We start from the raw sequence: 16570 nt of genomic DNA on the forward strand, positions 1-16570 counted from the left end.
AAAGTGACCACCTGCCGAGGTGTGGGTTAAGTGTAAATCTTGATCGTTGGTCGTATTGTCCCAGGTGAGCTGAACATGAAGCGAGCTCTCAGGTGTGGCCTCAAATGTAATTTTGGCCTGCTCGGTGACTCCGCTTTTAACACCGCTCTCATTTTGAACAGTAAGCAGGACCGTGTAGGAGCCGACCAAAGGTACCCAAAACGAGGCCATGGGGTCGTTTTGGCCCTGCCAGTCGAATTCATTGAATTCGCTATCCATCGGGTGGTCAATAATCTCCCATTGATAGGTGATGATTTGTGATCCTGCAGGGTCGTAGCTATTGGTCCCTTGACGGTGGACTCTTCGGAGTGGGAAAATCTTGTCTGGGTCGGAGCAGTCCATTTGAACCAGGTCCTCTGGCGAACCAATCGTGCTGCATTCTCTTAGTTCTGCGATAGCCACCGGTGCATCCTTGGCTTGGGCGCGAATCGGAATTTCAATCACGGCTTCTTCGGGATCATTGGATTCGACGACCAGTGTTGCTTCAAAGATGGCTTGCTCATCAGGCGCTGTGAATGTGAGCAGGATTTTTATCTCACCGGAGTGGCCGCAGGCGATATCGGCTTGGGGGATGACCTCGATACCGGTTGGGACGTTGGTCAGATTCGGTTCGTCTGTACATCCCAGGCTCAGAATCACAGATACCGCAGAGAGTATCAGAAAGATTATGTGACTCCGCTTCGCCAACTGAGCCTCCTGGTTCACGCCGAGGCCTACAAAGGGGGCTGACCCCTTACGTGGTTGCTCCCCGGCATCGAATACACAAACGTTCTCCATCAAGTCGTCAGAATTACAAAAACAAGGACCTTTGTAATGTTTTTTGTGTGGAGAACGAAGTTGTTTTCGGGTGGAGGAGAACACTCCAGGCAAATAGTCCTTCGATTTCGATTATTTACCCGTTCGTTGAACTCTTGGAGCTGGAGTTGAGGTTTGGCGGATGCCAAAAAAAAGGGCCCTGCAATGCAGAGCCCCTTTTAATGAATCTTAATGTGTTTCCACTAGCAATTACATTTCGCTAGGGAAAATCCATCCACCTGCTGAGTAGCATGAGCTGCTATCTCGAATGGCGATTTCGCCTACCTGGTTTGAGCCGTCTGGGCTCGGGTAAGGTGTAACGTCACCGTAACCGGTTTCAGAACCGTCGTTGAACCATGCAATATCTGCAACAGCCCAAACTTGCTCTTCGCTGGTCAGCGTACGCTGCTCAGCAAACCGAAGTACGCCGCTCAAGTAAATACGAACTGTATTCACTGTTGGAGCGCCAGCCGAAACCCATGGGTAGTAGTGCGCAAATACGCGATACGTTCCCGCGGTAGGGCGGTCAATGTTTACGTTCTCTGGTCCGAGACCGTTGGTATCATCTTTATCCAAACGTGGGTTTGGACCTTCACCAGCGGCGTGGGTTGAAAACCAAACAGGTTGCTTGTTCGAGAAGAAGCAATCCAGGGTTGTGCTGCAGAAGTGACCGTTGGCCGAAGCGTGGGTCATGTGCAAATCTTGGTCATTACTTGGGTGATCCCAAACCAGCTGAACGTGTAACATTGATGCAGGTACTGCATTGACGGTTACGTCTGACTGCTCTGTAACACCACTTTGAATGCCTGAGTCGTTCCAGACTGTTAATCGGACGGTGTACTCACCGGCGATTGGAATCCAGAAAGAGCTTACAGCACTGTTTGAACCAGCCCAGTCGTAATCGTCTGGGTTAACACCTTGTGGAGCAGAAATAACTTCCCAGTAGTACTGAGAGATAGAGCCACCTGAAGGGTCATAGCTTTGGCTGCCATCGAAATAGACGCGGCCAAGAGGTTCGATTTCATCTTCGTAAACACAGTCTGTGAGGATTGCGTTTCCGTTGGCATCAACACCGCCGCACTCGCGTACTTCGCCGATAGCGATAGGAGCGTTACGCGCAGTTGCGTTGATTGGAATTTCAATCACTGGCTCGTCTGGGTCGTTAGACTCAATCACTACAACAGTTGAGAATGTTGACTCTTCAGCAGGTGCTGCGAAGTTTACGAGAACTTTAATTTCACCGGAGTTACCACAATCAACATCCTGCTGTGGAACAGAGAATGGTGTTGCTGTGGAGCCAGCGAAAGAGAAGCGTCCGTCATCGTTGCTGCCTTCTTTGAAGCCAAGCCCGATGTTGTAAGCACTTTCGTTGTTGTTGATAGTCAACGCACAACTCATACATGCATCGCCGCCAGGATAGGGCTCGCACATCGCAGTGTTGCGGATGGTGATACGTGCAGTTGCTTCAGAATCAAGTCCGATGTTTCCAAAATCAAGAGCGGTAGGCATTGTGCAGATACCATCTGTACAGTCGGCGAAGTTGCCCTCGGCGTCTGCAGTGGGACCTGTTAGCCCGTTGTATTCGATTTCGATATCTGGCTGACCGAAATAAACTCCAGTGGCCAAAACCGTCACGACCTTATCAACGCCCTTAGCGTTTGAAACAATCTTGATAGAACCAACCGCTTCGCCTTCTTCAAGCGGTGCGAATGGGATATCAATCAAACGCTTAGCGCCAGCTGGAATATTCAGCGGCGGTAGCTTCGGAATGACATCGTCGGCATCTTGCCGCCACGTCACATCTCCCCAAAGCTGGCCTTGGGTGTCACCTTCGACATAGTCCAAAGTCTGGATGGTGAGAGTTTGTCCGGTTGGGTTATACAGCTCGAAAGTCGCTGTCTTACTTCCGTAAACAGGTACTTCTCCCAAGTTGATAACAAGATTCTCGTCGTCTACTTCAAGGTAAGTTGCCCCCTCAGTAAAGGCGGCAATGGTGAGTTCAGGTTGACTTGCGACGAATGTGTCTTCGGCACAACCTGTGGTGACGGCTGCAGCAGCCATGATCATAAATACAATTGGTGTTACCAAATTGCGTTTCATATAGAGACCTCCCGAGTCCTACTTACTTGCGCTCCCCCGATGGCAATCGACCCGGAGAATAGACGACGTACATTCGTTTATCAATGTATGGTTATTAAAAAACGGCACCAAATTCATAACCGTCCCCACTGACGGGAACATAGTTAAGGTTTTCAACGGATCCAACCACATTGGTATCATCCGATAGAGCCGGTATTACTGTTACATTTCCCTCATCATCCCATATTATCTTACCTACGGCCCAGAGATCGTTTTTCTCAAGCCCGCGTCGGTACTCAGCCCTCAATACCCCGTCCCCATAGATGCGAACAGTTGATTGAGTTCGAATAGAAGGTTGACCACTGCCGATGGCATAGTAGTGCACATATACATGGTAGCTCGCCGGAAGTGGTTCATCAACGTTGATATTCTCAGGTCCTAAGCCATTCGTGTCATCGATGTCCAAATGGGGGTTTGGCCCGGTAAATATCTCAAATTCAGGGAACCACTGTACCGGGTCGCTGCATGGGTTGGTGAACTCGGTGCAGCCTGGTCGACATTGTGACCAATAACAGTCCCATTGAAGGTTGTAGGCTTCACCTGATGATTGGCCCGCGAGCACAAAATGCATGTCTAAATCAGTAGTTGGCGTGTCCCAGACCATTTGTAGGTGCAGTCGGCTGGAAGGTTTAGCGAGGACTGTAATATCTGACGTTTCGCTCACCCCGCTCTCAATTCCGACGTCATTCATGACGTAGAGGCGGATGGTATACTCGCCAGCAATCGGTAGCCACATCGAGAAAACCTGACTTGTTACGCCTGTTTGCTGGAACATTTCTTCGTCCGCATCCCCTGGAAACTCAATGATTTCCCAGCGATAGCTTACAATCATGCTCGGGTCCTCGGGGTCCCGGGTATCGTAACTGTTGATTCCTGTTAAATAAACACGATCGAGAGGGACGATTTCTTCTGGTATCGAACAATCAGTGAGTACTTCCGCGCCGCATTCTCGTAATTCAGCGACGGCAATCGGAGCTTCTCGGGCTGCTGCGGTCATTGGGATTTCAATCACATTGGCGTTGGGGCTGTCTGACTCGATGATCATCGTGCTGGCCGCGTCGCGCTCTACTGCGCCGGCCTCAAAGTTCACGAGTAGGTCAATTTCGCCTCTCATGATGCCGTCATTGACGTTTTCGCAGCCTGGCTTACCAGGAGCCAGCTTGAATGGGAGGCTGGCAGAGCCAACCAGCGAGAAGCCAGTGTCGTCAGGATTGAACCCAAGTCCAATGTCTTGTCCAAGCGCTTGACGGTCAAATGTAATGATACAAACGGCGGTGCAATCGGGTGTGCCGTCAGGAAGGGCAGGGAGCTGACAGGTGTCGGCCAGTGGGTTGTTGCGCAATGTGATGCTTTGGGTACCGCTGTTGTTAAGGGGCACATTACCGAATGGCATTTCACCCAAGGTGCACTCGGTGAGGCCTGAGGAGGCTTCAGAGCAGTTGCCTTCAACTGGGTAGGTCACGCCGTTGTACGAGATTTCAAGCAGCGGCTCACCTACGAAGTATCCTTCACCGGTGAGGTAGATCTCGATAATGCCGTTCTGGCCGCTGCCGATATTCGTATAAAGCTCGACAACCGCGGTGGATGGAGCAGAGTCGTCGGTTGGCGTAAATTGGATATTGAGAGGCATGCTGGTCATGGTTCCAAGTTCTCTTGGAAATGTGGAGGTCACTACGAACTCCCCATTGACGGCATCACGGACGACAGCTCGATCGATGCGGGTTAACGCAGAGCTATCGTTTTTCAAATCGAACTGAGCGGTGGCGATGCTAAAGAGCGGGACGCGGCCAAAATCGAGACCGAGCGGGTCAGCAAGCGCGGTCTGCCCAAATCCGGGTTCGGGTGTGACGAGAAGAGAAGCAATCTCGATTTGTAGTGTATCTTTGCTGCAGCCCGTGATGAGGCTTAAGGCGGCTAAAATGAATACAAATTTTCTAAACATATTTTGTCTTGGCATGCGGAAATCCCCAGTAATTTAGAGCAGAGTACTTGCGGAGGCACTCGGCTTCGAAGACTAGACATAACGTCCCTGCCGCGGCAAGGTCCTAGAGTTCGTCAGGGCGATTCATTGGCAACTTGTGGTAGAAAGAGCCTTGAATGGATCGGACGTATAGCCGGGTGCATGTATTCATTACTTTTTATAAAGTGTGAAGTAATAACAGGGGGGTTGATGAAAACCGTAGGGCAGGTTGGAGAGGCGGCATTATTACGGTGGCTGCGTGACACCTTGGGTGGTGCGGCTGCACATGTACGATGTTCCGTGGGGGATGACGCTGCGGTGCTAAAAATGGGCCCTGGCCAGGCACTGGTTTCTAGTACCGATACCTTGGTCGAGGGCGTCGACTTTAAGCTTGAGTGGGCATCTTTCGCCGATGTTGGGCATAAGGCCGCGGCAGTCAATTTGTCCGACCTAGCAGCCATGGGCGCTAAACCGACTGGTCTTTTACTGAACTTATCCCTGCGTGAAGATGACCGGGTTCGTGATGTTAAGGCTTTGATTCGCTCTTGTCATTCCCTCGGTCAGCGCTACGGCGCGCCTTTGGTTGGCGGTGATATTTCATCTACCACAGGACCTTTGGTGGTCTCCGTGACCGCCTTGGGAGAAGGAGCACCGTCAAAGCTCCTTTACCGGGGCCGCGCTAAGCCGGGGGCTCATATTTGGGTCTCAGGGCCTCTGGGACTTGCTGCAGGTGGGCTCGCGGCTTTATTTGCTGGTCAGAATAAACCCAAAAGAATTGTTAAGCATCAGCTGCGTCCAACTCCCCGTATCGAACTGGCCCAAGCTTTGGCCAAGACGGGCTATGTGAAAGCCTGTGCGGATATTTCCGATGGTTTGGTGCGTGATGTGATGCATTTACCGTGTCAGGGCGGCGGTGTGGTCTTGGAGCTGGAGAGTGTGGAAATTGACCCTGTCCTGCGACGCCTGGCTAAGACTCTGAAGCAAGACGTATTCCAGTGGGTGCTTGCAGGGGGTGAAGACTTTGAACTCGTGTTTGCGGCCAACCCTCGTCACGAAGCGAAGTTAGAGCAATTTTTTGCTGAGCGTGGGATAAATGGCGCGCGCATTGGCAAGGTGGTAGACGGTGAGGGTCTGAAAATCTCAGGCGGTGAGGGCTATGAGGGAGCAAAAGGCTTCACTCATTTTGGTTAACTCAACATAAGATTAATGACTCTGCTTGTCCGAGGATGGCAGAATACGTATGAGTTGGATTCATAAAGACCAAGAGACACGATGACCATTGATCAAAAAGACCTAATCTATCTCGGTGAAGGCATGGTGGCAGGACTCTATCCATGTGGAAGTTTGGACGAGGTACCAGACTACGCGCGGGTGGTGGTCGTCAGCGCCGATGCTGTTCGTGGTGGAGTAGCAGCAGAGCGGTTACGCCGCCGCGCGCCTCAGGCTCGTCTGATTGTCAAAGTGAGTCCAGAAGAAGCGGGCCAAATTCCAGAATTCTTGGAAATGAACTTCGACGATTGCGTATGCGGTGACACCCATTTGCAACGCCGACTCAAGCACACGGTTTTTGAGCTAGACCTGCTCGATGGTTTTAAGGAGCGACAGCTTGCTCATTCTGCCCTGACCGATTTCGTAGGTGAGATAGCGGCCAAGCCTCAGTTGCACGATGTCTTACGGACCGCTGTATTGGGGATGCGCGAACTCTTTGAAATCGATCGCGTCAGCGTGGTTATTTTACGTCCGGGTGAAGAGTTTGGTCATGTGGTGATGGAGCAAGATCGCGAGCTGAGTAACGTCGCCATTCAAGTAGCCGACTACCCAGAACTGATGGAACTCATGCGGACCCGCGAGCCTTTGGTTATCTCAGATGTTTTGCACCACAGTTTGCTCAGTGGTGTGCGAGATCGCCTGGAGGAAGCAGATGTTGCGCACCGTTCTGCGGTATTGTTCCCACTGATTCTCAAAGGTGAGGTGGTGGGTGCCTTGTTTTTACGCGGCGAGCAAACCATGGCGGTCGTCGAGGATCGTCTTTTGGGAATGGGCCGACTGATAGCCTCTGTGACATCGGTTGCCATTGGTCATGCTCTTGAGCAAAACGTTCTCAAGACTGAACAAAAAATCTTACGACGAACCCAAGCCGATAAAGAAGAGCAAATTGAAACGCTCCAAGAGTTTAGTGACTTTTTTGAGAAAGCCAACGACGGATTTGTCGTTACTGATAAATCGGGGGTCATTCGTTACGTGAATGTTTCCGGAGCAGGTGTTCTTTGCCGTGACCGAGCTGTGATTCAGGGTACCAGTTTTGGACAACTGGTGGTCGGTGACTCCAGAACAATTTTTCAAAAAGCCCTGGACGGTCACAAGGTCGGCGATACCCAAGGTTATGTCGATCTCACGGTCACCGATATTGAGAAAAATGAGATAGTTTTATCGGCAACCATTCGACACCTTTATGAGCGAGACACTGTTCTTATTGGATTTCGAGATGTAACCCACATGCGCCGGCTTGAAGCAGAGCTTCGTAACACCAAAGAGTTTTTGGAAAACCTAATCCAAAGCAGTGTGGACGCCATTGTCGCCGCCGATATGAAGGGGCGAATTATTCTGTTCAACCGTTCTGCCGAACGTATGTTGCAGTACTCGGCTCTCGATGTGGTTGGCAAGCGACCGGTTTCGGTTCTCTATGAAGAAGGTGTCGCCCGGGATGTTATGCGCAAGCTGCGCTCGGTTCATTTCGGTGGGCGCGGACGCCTGGAGGTTACCCGGCAGAGTATCATGGCTCAGGATGGAACCGAGATTCCTGTGAATCTTACAGCTGCTGTGATTTATGAGAGCGGTGAAGAAGTGGCCACGGTGGGGATTTTTACTGATTTACGCGAGCGCTTAAAAATTGAAGAGAAACTTGAGCAGGCTGAAGAGGAGCTGCGCGAGAGCGAACGCAAAGCGATTGCCATTGAATTGGCGGGTGCAGCCGCGCATGAGCTTAATCAGCCATTGACATCTATCATGGGTTACGCAGATTTACTGAAGATGCGAATCCAAGGAGATGAGCGGGTGATGAAGCCCCTAAACACGATTTATAAAGAGACCGAGCGTATGGCGCGTATTGTTCGTAAGCTTGGTCAGATTACTCGATACTCGACACGCCCGTATGTTGGCGACTCGAACATATTAGATTTTACCAGGCAATCGGCCCAAGACGTCACAAAAGATAAAGACGATTCTTCCTCATAATGCTCAGAATAGGCGAGGCTAAATTCATGTTTCTAAATCAACCTAAATATACTCTAACTGTTTTTACAGTTTTGCTCAGCCTCATTGCGGCTCCCGCGATGGCAGACGGACTGAGTGCTCAAGATATTGTCGATAAGTCTTTGGAACGAAATAAGTTCGGTTTTCAAAATGCGATCGCTGCGATTACCCTTAAATTGGTTAGCAAGCGAGGCAGCGAGCGTGTTCGTGAAGTGGAGATTAAATCCATCGAGCGTGATGGTCTTGGGAAAAGCCTGGTTCGCTTTAACGCGCCAACGGATGTTGCAGGCACGGGTTTTTTGCTTATTGAAAAAGCCGACGCGGACGATGATCAATACCTCTACTTACCAGCACTGGGCAAAGTGAAGCGCATCACGGGCAGCCAGCGTAACCAGAGATTTATGGGCACGGATTTAACTTACGCTGATATGGAATCGCGAGATCTGAAGAACTCGACCGTGGTACGTAAGGCGGACGAAAAAGTCGGAGGCAATGAGACCTTTGTGATTGAAGCAGTTCCAAAAGATGGAAGTGATAGTCAATACAGTAAGACCATCAGCTGGATTCACAAGAAGTCGTTTGTTCCGCTCAAAGTCGACTTTTACGATAAGCGGGGCAAGCTGCTCAAAACTCTGAAGGTTCGCCGATTAGAGAAAAAAGAGGGCAACTGGATTTCGACGGATTCTTGGATCAAGAACGTTCAAAAGAAGACTCAAACCTTTATGATTGTGAACGATATTAACTTCAAGGCAAAATTAGATGACAGTCAGTTTACTGAAAGAACACTGACGGAGGGATGACCGTGCACATTCATGTGTTGGTGGCCGCGCTTTTCTTGTGGCCCTGCGTTGGGTTTGCTCAAGAACCCACAGCTGAAGAAGAGAGTGTTGTTGTAGAAGATGAGGCTTCATCTGAGGAAGAAGTTTCGCCCAAAAAAGAAGAAGTCCCTTCTGAAGGTGAAGCTGCTTCGAAAAAAGAGGCAAAGTCAAAATCGAAAGACGATGCATCCAAAGAAGTTAAGCCTGAACAAGGGCCCGTTTCAGGGGACGAGGCTTCAGAAGATGATGTGATTATCATTGTGGATGAGCCGGATCCGGCAGCGGTCGCAGAATCGGAACCTGCTGAAGATGAGCCCGGTGATGAAGAGACTTTGATCATTGTTGATGAAGCAGACGAATCCGGCGAGCAAACTTTGATTATCATGGAGGACGATGGTCCTGACGACACCTTGGTGATTGATGTCGCGCCGAAGCCAAGTGGTTCGGCCTCGAAGCCGACGCGCAGTCTGGAGCGAACGTGGCTAAAAGGTGAATTTAAGTCTCGCCTCATGGTTGATACGGTTTTCGATCCGACAGGTGAAGATGTCGTTGAGTGGTGGGATATGCTTCGTTTGAGCATCGATCACCGGACCAAGTCAGGTGTGAAGTTCTACGCCGATACGTGGGTGCGTTGGGGTTATACTGCGGAGCATGCCGACGCGGGAGATGCGTTTTATTTCTTCAATGCGGGCGACCCAAAATGGACAGGGAATGTTCAGCTGCGCGAAGGGTTTATCACTTGGAGCCCTGGCGATTTTGATCTCAAGATAGGACAGCGTGTTTTCGTATGGGGTAAAAACGAATTTATGGCCGCTGCCAACGTTTTGAATCCACCTGATTTACGATTCGATATCACGAGCAATTTAGACTCCACCAAAGATGGCCGTGTGCCTGTCTTCGCGTTGGACGGCACATGGTGGCTAGGCGAAACCGGTTTTCAGCTCGTGGTTGTACCTTTCTTTGAAAGAACCAAAGGCTATTTGATGGGCCGGGACTTTGCCTTGGCTCCTCCAGGAAGTCCGTTGGAAAGCCAGCTCAAACAAGCACTCACATTACACCCAAGTGTAGAAGACCAGTTACAAGATGGCTTCTTGGGAACTGAAGTGCCAGATGAGTCGCCACTTAACTCAACTCTTGCCTTGCGTATTAAGACGAAACAATGGGGCTGGGACTTTGCACTGACTGCCATTTACGGGTGGGACCAGACTCCAGATGTTTATATCGATCCTGATTTGCGAGTGATGTTGCTCTCAGGCCAGCTCAATATCAACAACCCGCAAGTCGCTGCGACAGATCCGGTGGTGAACCAAGCAGCGTTGGCGGTTCAGCAGAAAGCGGCGATTGGTCAGGAGCTTTTAAGAGCCATTTATCACCGTAAGCTGACAGTCGCGGGGGAATTGCAGGGCGTGATTGGACCCTTTGTAGCTCGGCTTGATCTTGGATTCAGCCCCGAAGCCACGCAGTACACGACCAGCTTCGATGTGATTCGGAAGCCGGCCATGACGACAGCGGGCGGACTCGAGTACACATACGGGGATGCTTGGTATGTGCAGCTCACAGGCTATGGAAACATGGTCTTTGATCTGGAAGAAGGCGTGACTTTGAGCGGAATCGACAAGGCACCTGACCCCGACGAGGTGGTAGCTGCTCGCCCTGTGGCGGCCATGTATGGAGTTAGCGCTGCTTTGCGCTGGACATGGGTCGAGGAGAGTATTGAAGTGTCCCTCGGGGGCCTCTGGAACATCTCTCCCGGAGATTTCGTTGCCAATGCACGGATTAGCTACTTCGATTGGGATCCTCATACCTTTCGATTGGGCGCAATCTTGGTGGATGGGCCGTCGGGTACATTGGGGCGTAATTATGGGGGCAATGATTTTGTCTACCTGGAATATGCAGCCTCGTTTTAATTCCCGATCCGCCATATTTTTAGCGCATAGGCCGTCATAATATCGGTTTTTTTGGTTTTGGTGGCTTGTCTTTGGTAGGCTCGCGAGGCCAAACCCGTGTCCATTGAGTCGCTTCAATACCCTTAAGTCATCGATATTAATTATTTTATTGTCGTCCCGGTTTCGTTTTGAAGCCGGTATGACCTATTTTGGCATGAGATCTGCTGATTAGAGCCTCGAGAAACGCAATGGTGCGTAGATGGAGGTTGGATATGCAGGTTTATCGAATGGTCGCGGCCCTTGCCCTTATCTTTGGAGTTATCGCGTTTGCGCATTTTGTTTCTGTGGATTCAGCACCGATCGACGCTTCTCGGGACCAAAGCACTTGGAAGAGCGCGGAGCTTGAGCCTACTCAAAAGATAGATCGACAAAAGGTCATGGCCGCAGCGAAGAAAGCGGCGTCAAAAGACAGCCAACCTTCTGAAGCTCCAAGACTGCGTTCGCAAACCGAGATTCTAAGTGAAGCCGGCCGTGAACTAAGCCTTGAGGAAGCCATTAAGCGCTTTCGTTCGGCACGTAATTTTTGGGCAGCTGATGCAACGCTTTCCAATGATGCACGCCAACACCGAATGGAAGAGTTGGCTCGGGCCTTATTTCAAGATGACTCGGAAATCCCAGAAGAGACAGATGAAGACCTCGCTGAACAGGAAAGGCTGCGAGAGGTTTACGCAAACTTTAATCACGATTTGGCCATTATCAACGCAACCGTTGAAATGCCCACTGAAGACCGGCGCTCTCAAATTGAAGCACTGGTACGAAAGACTTTAGCAGCAACGGGCAGCTAAAATATTAGAACGTTGTTACCCAGCAACGCGTCTTGGAGAGAATAATGATAAGATTTATAGATTCTATTAAAAAATGTGTCACACCTATGGCCATCACTTTTAGCTTGGTCGCAGCCCCAGCATTGGTTTTCGCCAGCTCTGCTGCTCCCGAAAAAGCACCGCCAGCGGAAACTTCTTACCGCGCGGATGGCTGCTCTGACTTCTATGGAGCCGAGTTTCAAAACGAACTTGATGATGTAACCGGTAGTGTCGAGATTGATGGTAACGAAGTTATTCTATCTCAATTCGCGGCTGAAAACTTAGCCTTGCGTCAGCAGATGATGGGCGATTCAGAGAAGTTTATTTTTCTCTACACACTTTTGTTGGAGCCAAACGAGGCAACAACAGACCAAATCGTAACGATGATTGAAAGAGCCAATCCACCTGTGGATGCTCGTGGAACGCCAACTCGCGATGCGGTGGAAGTCGATGTGGTCTATAACGAAATCGCACAAGTACTCAGCGGCGACCTCTTCAGTGGTGAGGGACTTGCTCCTGTGACTCTGATGCGAAACGCAGGTGTCAATGCTATTGGTTATTGGGCGCGAAACTACTCCAACCCGTTTGAGTTTCTTGTTTCGGGATCACACAAAAAATCATTAATCGTCGATAGCTCAGAATACGGGGCAGAAGCTCTTGTAGGCGGCCGTAACATTGGCGATGCCTACCAGGGCGTTTTAGAGAATGCCCAGGCAGGTGATTATCCAGATCTTTGGAAAGACACTGACATCCTCATTCGTGGTGCAGCTGTTCATACGATTACAGAAGACTTTATCAAACGCTTTAACATTCAGTCTGACGTTTACGAGATCCCTTGCAACCAGCACCGCTCAAGTTGCCCGCAGTACTATCCTGCAGTCTCTAAAGAGAACCCGAATACCAACATGGCACTTCGTGTCGTTGAGAACGAGCCAGATGATAACAACGGTGAAGGTTTCTACGGAATCAACGCACTCTTCGACAAAATGCTCAAGAAAGCGGGTCGCTCGATTGATATTCAGACGCCTTATTTCATTCCGCAAGAACCACTTCTTAATGAACTCTACGCGGCATTGGACGCGGGTGTTCGGGTGAGAATCTTAACGAACTCTCGAGACGCTAATGACTTGGGTTCGCCACTTTTCTACGCTTCGGCTTACTACTTCGATGAGCTCTTAGAGCGCGGCGCGGAGATTTACCTCTGGGACGTAGAAAAGAAATCAAGCCCGATTGCACGTACCATGCACTCTAAAACTTTGGTTGTTGATTCATGTGTATTTGCTGCTGGCTCGTTTAACCTTGATGGTCGCGCGTACAATTGGGAGAACGAGTACTTCTTCCCTGTATTCGACGAAGGTTTTGGTCAAGTAGGACAGAATATGTTCGACAGTGACCTGGCTGTAAATGGCGTCTTCCCAATCAGTACACAATGGATGGACAATACATTCAGCTGGTACGAGCGTGTGATGATGCAAGCACTTGCACTGGGTTCTAGCTTACTTTGATTGCAAGGTTGTTTCAGGTCCAAGCGAAGCAACTCGTAACGTAATATAAATAGTAAATTTAGAATAAAAAAAAGCCCGGGGATAACCCGGGCTTTTTAGTTTGTCTTATATCGTCGCTTATTTCAGTGAAGAAATAATTTCAGGAACAACGTCAAAGAGGTCAGCAACGAGGCCGTAATCAGCAACCTGGAAGATAGGTGCTTCAGGGTCCTTGTTAATTGCTACGATGACTTTAGAGCCCTTCATACCAGCTAAGTGCTGGATAGCTCCGCTGATACCAATCGCGAAGTATAGGTCAGGTGCAACAACTTTACCGGTCTGGCCGATTTGTAGGTCGTTGGGTACCCAGCCTGCATCGCAGATTGCGCGGCTTGCGCCAACGCCGCCGCCAAGTAGGTCGGCGAGGTCTTCAATGAGCTTAAAGTTTTCCTGGGCCTTGATACCACGACCACCGGCGACTACGACGTCGGCAACAGTTGCATCAGGGCGTTCGCTAACAACACCTTTAAGGTCAACAAACTTAGCCTTGAGGCTTCCTAGGTCAACGCTTACGTCATGCTTTTCGATAGCTGACTCACCGCTTTCGGCAGGCGCATCGAATTCAGTTGCACGAACTGTCGCAACTTGAACATCAGTTGTAAGCTCAACAGTTGCAATGACGTTTCCAGCCCACATCGGACGCTTGAACTGGTTGTTGGCAACAACTTCCAGAACGTCTGTTGCCATGGCTGCATCTAATTTAGCTGCAAGTCGTGGCAAGAAGTCTTTTGTGGTTGAGCTGGTAGCAGCAGCGATCATTGAAGCACTCGATGCTCCAACAACTGCTGATAGCGCTTCAACAAAGCTTTCAGCTAGGTAGTTTTCGAAACAAGCGTTGTCCACAACGTGAACCTTTGCTGCTCCGAAGCCCTTGGCTGCGTCAGCTGCTGAGTCGAGACCGCTGCCAACGAGAGCGAGGTGAAGTTCACCACCGCGCTTGCCCGCAAGCTCTTGTCCGAAAGTAATGGCTGCAAGCGATGCTTTTTTAAGCTCACCACCGGCCTGCTCTACAAAAATTAATACATTACTCATAGTAGCACTCCTTAGATGACTTTGGCTTCGTTACGCAGTTTGTCCATCAGGGCAGCGGTGTCGTCCACCTTCACACCTGCGGCACGTTGTGCCGGAGCTTCCATCGTAAGCACTTTCACCACTGCAGTGGCGCCGCCTACAACTTCAGACAACTCTTTAACAGCAATCGGCTTCTTCTTAGCCTTCATGATGCCTGGAAGAGATGCGTAGCGAGGTACATTCAAGCGAAGCTCAGTTGTAACGATAGCTGGCAGAGTAGCTTCTGTAGTCTCAAGACCACCGTCTACTTCGCGAACAGCTTTCAAGGTGCCATCAGCAATCAAAAGAGCAGGCTTCTTTGCCTTCTCTTCAGGTCCTTCGAGCGACTCTTCTTTAGATGCAAAGCTAACCTGAGCCCAGCCCAGATTTTGCGCCATCATGGGTCCAATTTGGCCCATGTCGTCATCTACAGCTTGCTTGCCTACAATGACTAAGTCTGGTGCTTCTTCTTCAATGATTTTGGTCAAAGCTTTCGCTTCAGTCATCGGGTCCAAACGGTCTTCGGTGACAACGTGGATGCCGCGGTCGGCGCCCATAGCGAGTGCAGTACGAATTTGCTGTGTGGCATCCTTAGAGCCTACACATGCAATCGCGAGCTCACCGCTGTGCGTATCACGCAAGCGAATGGCTTCTTCTACGGCAATCTCGTCGAACGGATTGACCACGTACTTCATCTGATCGGTTTCAATATCCGAGCCGTCTCCTTTGATCGTAATTTTGATCTCAGGATCTTCGACTCGTTTTACAATGGCTAAAACTTTCAATGCAAAACCTCGTGTTAGGGGTGGTTCTAGTGGCCCTCTTTCAGTCTGGCTTCCTATGAAGCTGTAGTAAGGGTGTCAAGGAATCCGAACCTGAAACCCTGCTTTACAGATCTACATTCTGGTATTAAATCAATAAGTTGTCGGTATTAGGCGGTTATATTGGGCAGCCCATTTGATTCGCCCGATCGGTAAGTAGGTGTCAACGGGGCTCTTCGGGCAGTCTTTGGACCACTGGAGCCGATTGCGCACCCGGTTCGAGCGCTAATTCAAGAATTTTCTGAGCAATAAAAGGCGGCGTATTGAAGGCTTCTTGCTCTTTTAAATCGATAAACTTTTGGACCATGGGAAACTGCTGCTGAGATGCAGCACGGATGGCAACTTGCATATCCGTGTCGATGACGCCGGGAGCAATGGAGTAAGCACGCAGACCAGACGCAGCTTCTTCAAGCAGCGCACATTCTGTAAGACGGTCGACTGCAGCTTTGGAGGCGCAGTAGGCTCCCCAGCTTGCGTAACCTTTGAGAGCGGCTCCGCTTGAGATGTTGACGAGAGTGCCGATGCCTTCACGGCCTCGAACGTGGTGGATGTAGCTTTTGGTACCATTGAAAACACCGGAAACATTAATTCCCATGCTGCTTTCAAACTCTTCGAGGCTCACATCGCGCAGCTGACGCATTGGTTCGAGCACACCAGCATTGCCTATCCACAGATCGATAGGGCCCAATGTTTTAACGACAGCATCGCTAAAGGATTGAACCGCCTGGGCATCACGTACATCAACGTTTTGAGCCACAACACGCTCTGAACTTTCAAGAACAGGGCCACTGCGTGAGCAGAGACCGAGTCGGTGGCCGGCTTCATAGAAATAGCGCGCCATACCGGCCCCAAGACCACGGCTTGCTCCTGTGATGACAATGGTGAGGGGCTTAGGCACTTGCCGCCTCACGCATAGCGGCGATGGTTTTAGCGTAATCATCGCTCTTAAACACTGCGGATCCTGCAACGAAGGCGTCTGCGCCGGCTTGCGCAACCAGGTGAATATTGGCGGGCCCTATGCCACCGTCGACCTGGATACGCATGTCTCTAAGGTCACGTGCGTTGGCCATTTCACGAATGGTTTTAATCTTCGGAATCATTTCAGCAATGAACTTCTGACCACCAAACCCGGGGTTCACGGTCATTACAAGAACCATGTCTGCGCACTCGAGAACATTTTCGACAACGCTTGCAGGCGTAGATGGATTTAAAGAGACCGCGCTTTTAACACCGAGGCTTCGAATGTGGTTGAGCGTGCGGTGTAGGTGCGGGCAAGTTTCAGCATGAACGGTGATACGGTCTGCCCCGGCATCAACGTATTGTTCGAGACTCAGTTCTGGCTTCTCGATCATCAGGTGCACATCAAAGTGCATCGATGAGTGCTTGCGAAGTGCTTTGATAAC

General features: G+C 50.3%; 13 protein-coding genes. 6 read left to right on the top strand and 7 right to left on the bottom strand.

The window, feature by feature from the left end; all coding sequences use genetic code 11:
• From HOK28_19855 to HOK28_19865, 3 genes are all read right to left on the bottom strand, one after another.
• Positions 1-726, bottom strand: a 726-nt coding sequence (locus HOK28_19855) for a hypothetical protein (GenBank protein ID MBT6435361.1), incomplete at its 3' end; no start/stop codon positions are given.
• Positions 727-1044: 318 nt separating this feature from the next.
• Positions 1045-2934 (bottom strand): hypothetical protein, encoded by a 1890-nt coding sequence (locus tag HOK28_19860; protein ID MBT6435362.1) that lies wholly within the window; start codon positions 2932-2934, stop codon positions 1045-1047.
• 94 nt (positions 2935-3028) lie between these two features.
• Positions 3029-4930: a hypothetical protein gene (locus tag HOK28_19865; protein MBT6435363.1), complete on the bottom strand. Its 1902-nt coding sequence runs from the start codon at positions 4928-4930 to the stop codon at positions 3029-3031.
• A gap of 213 nt (positions 4931-5143) precedes the next feature.
• On the opposite strand from HOK28_19865, the gene thiL reads away from it, so the two are divergent.
• The 6 genes from thiL (at position 5144) to HOK28_19895 (ending at position 13257) form a co-directional block, all read left to right on the top strand.
• Complete coding sequence (gene thiL / locus HOK28_19870; protein ID MBT6435364.1) at positions 5144-6124, top strand: thiamine-phosphate kinase; 981 nt, start codon at positions 5144-5146, stop codon at positions 6122-6124.
• 81 nt (positions 6125-6205) lie between these two features.
• Positions 6206-8167: a PAS domain S-box protein gene (locus tag HOK28_19875; GenBank protein MBT6435365.1), complete on the top strand. Its 1962-nt coding sequence runs from the start codon at positions 6206-6208 to the stop codon at positions 8165-8167.
• 26 nt (positions 8168-8193) lie between these two features.
• Positions 8194-8985: an outer membrane lipoprotein-sorting protein gene (locus tag HOK28_19880; protein ID MBT6435366.1), complete on the top strand. Its 792-nt coding sequence runs from the start codon at positions 8194-8196 to the stop codon at positions 8983-8985.
• On the top strand, positions 8982-10910 hold the full coding sequence (locus tag HOK28_19885; protein MBT6435367.1) for a hypothetical protein: 1929 nt from the start codon (positions 8982-8984) through the stop codon (positions 10908-10910). Before HOK28_19880 ends, HOK28_19885 begins: the two co-directional genes overlap by 4 nt.
• Positions 10911-11161: 251 nt before the next feature.
• The gene (locus tag HOK28_19890) at positions 11162-11734 is read left to right on the top strand and encodes a hypothetical protein (protein MBT6435368.1); all 573 of its coding nucleotides are present in this window, start codon (positions 11162-11164) and stop codon (positions 11732-11734) included.
• 44 nt (positions 11735-11778) lie between these two features.
• Positions 11779-13257, top strand: coding sequence for a phosphatidylserine/phosphatidylglycerophosphate/cardiolipin synthase family protein (locus tag HOK28_19895; GenBank protein ID MBT6435369.1), 1479 nt, complete (start codon positions 11779-11781; stop codon positions 13255-13257).
• 117 nt (positions 13258-13374) lie between these two features.
• On the opposite strand, the gene HOK28_19900 is transcribed toward HOK28_19895, so the two are convergent.
• From HOK28_19900 to HOK28_19915, 4 genes are all read right to left on the bottom strand, one after another.
• Complete coding sequence (locus HOK28_19900) at positions 13375-14328, bottom strand: electron transfer flavoprotein subunit alpha/FixB family protein (protein ID MBT6435370.1); 954 nt, start codon at positions 14326-14328, stop codon at positions 13375-13377.
• An 11-nt stretch (positions 14329-14339) separates the two neighbouring features.
• Positions 14340-15131, bottom strand: a complete 792-nt coding sequence (locus HOK28_19905; protein ID MBT6435371.1) for an electron transfer flavoprotein subunit beta/FixA family protein — start codon at positions 15129-15131, stop codon at positions 14340-14342.
• A gap of 199 nt (positions 15132-15330) precedes the next feature.
• A complete protein-coding gene (locus tag HOK28_19910) occupies positions 15331-16065 on the bottom strand; it encodes an SDR family NAD(P)-dependent oxidoreductase (protein ID MBT6435372.1) in 735 nt (244 codons plus the stop codon).
• A partial coding sequence (locus HOK28_19915; GenBank protein ID MBT6435373.1) for a ribulose-phosphate 3-epimerase occupies positions 16058-16570 on the bottom strand: 513 nt, incomplete at its 5' end. The genes HOK28_19915 and HOK28_19910, both read right to left, overlap by 8 nt.

It is taken from the genome of Deltaproteobacteria bacterium (assembly GCA_018668695.1).
Taxonomy (GTDB): domain Bacteria; phylum Myxococcota; class XYA12-FULL-58-9; order XYA12-FULL-58-9; family JABJBS01; genus JABJBS01.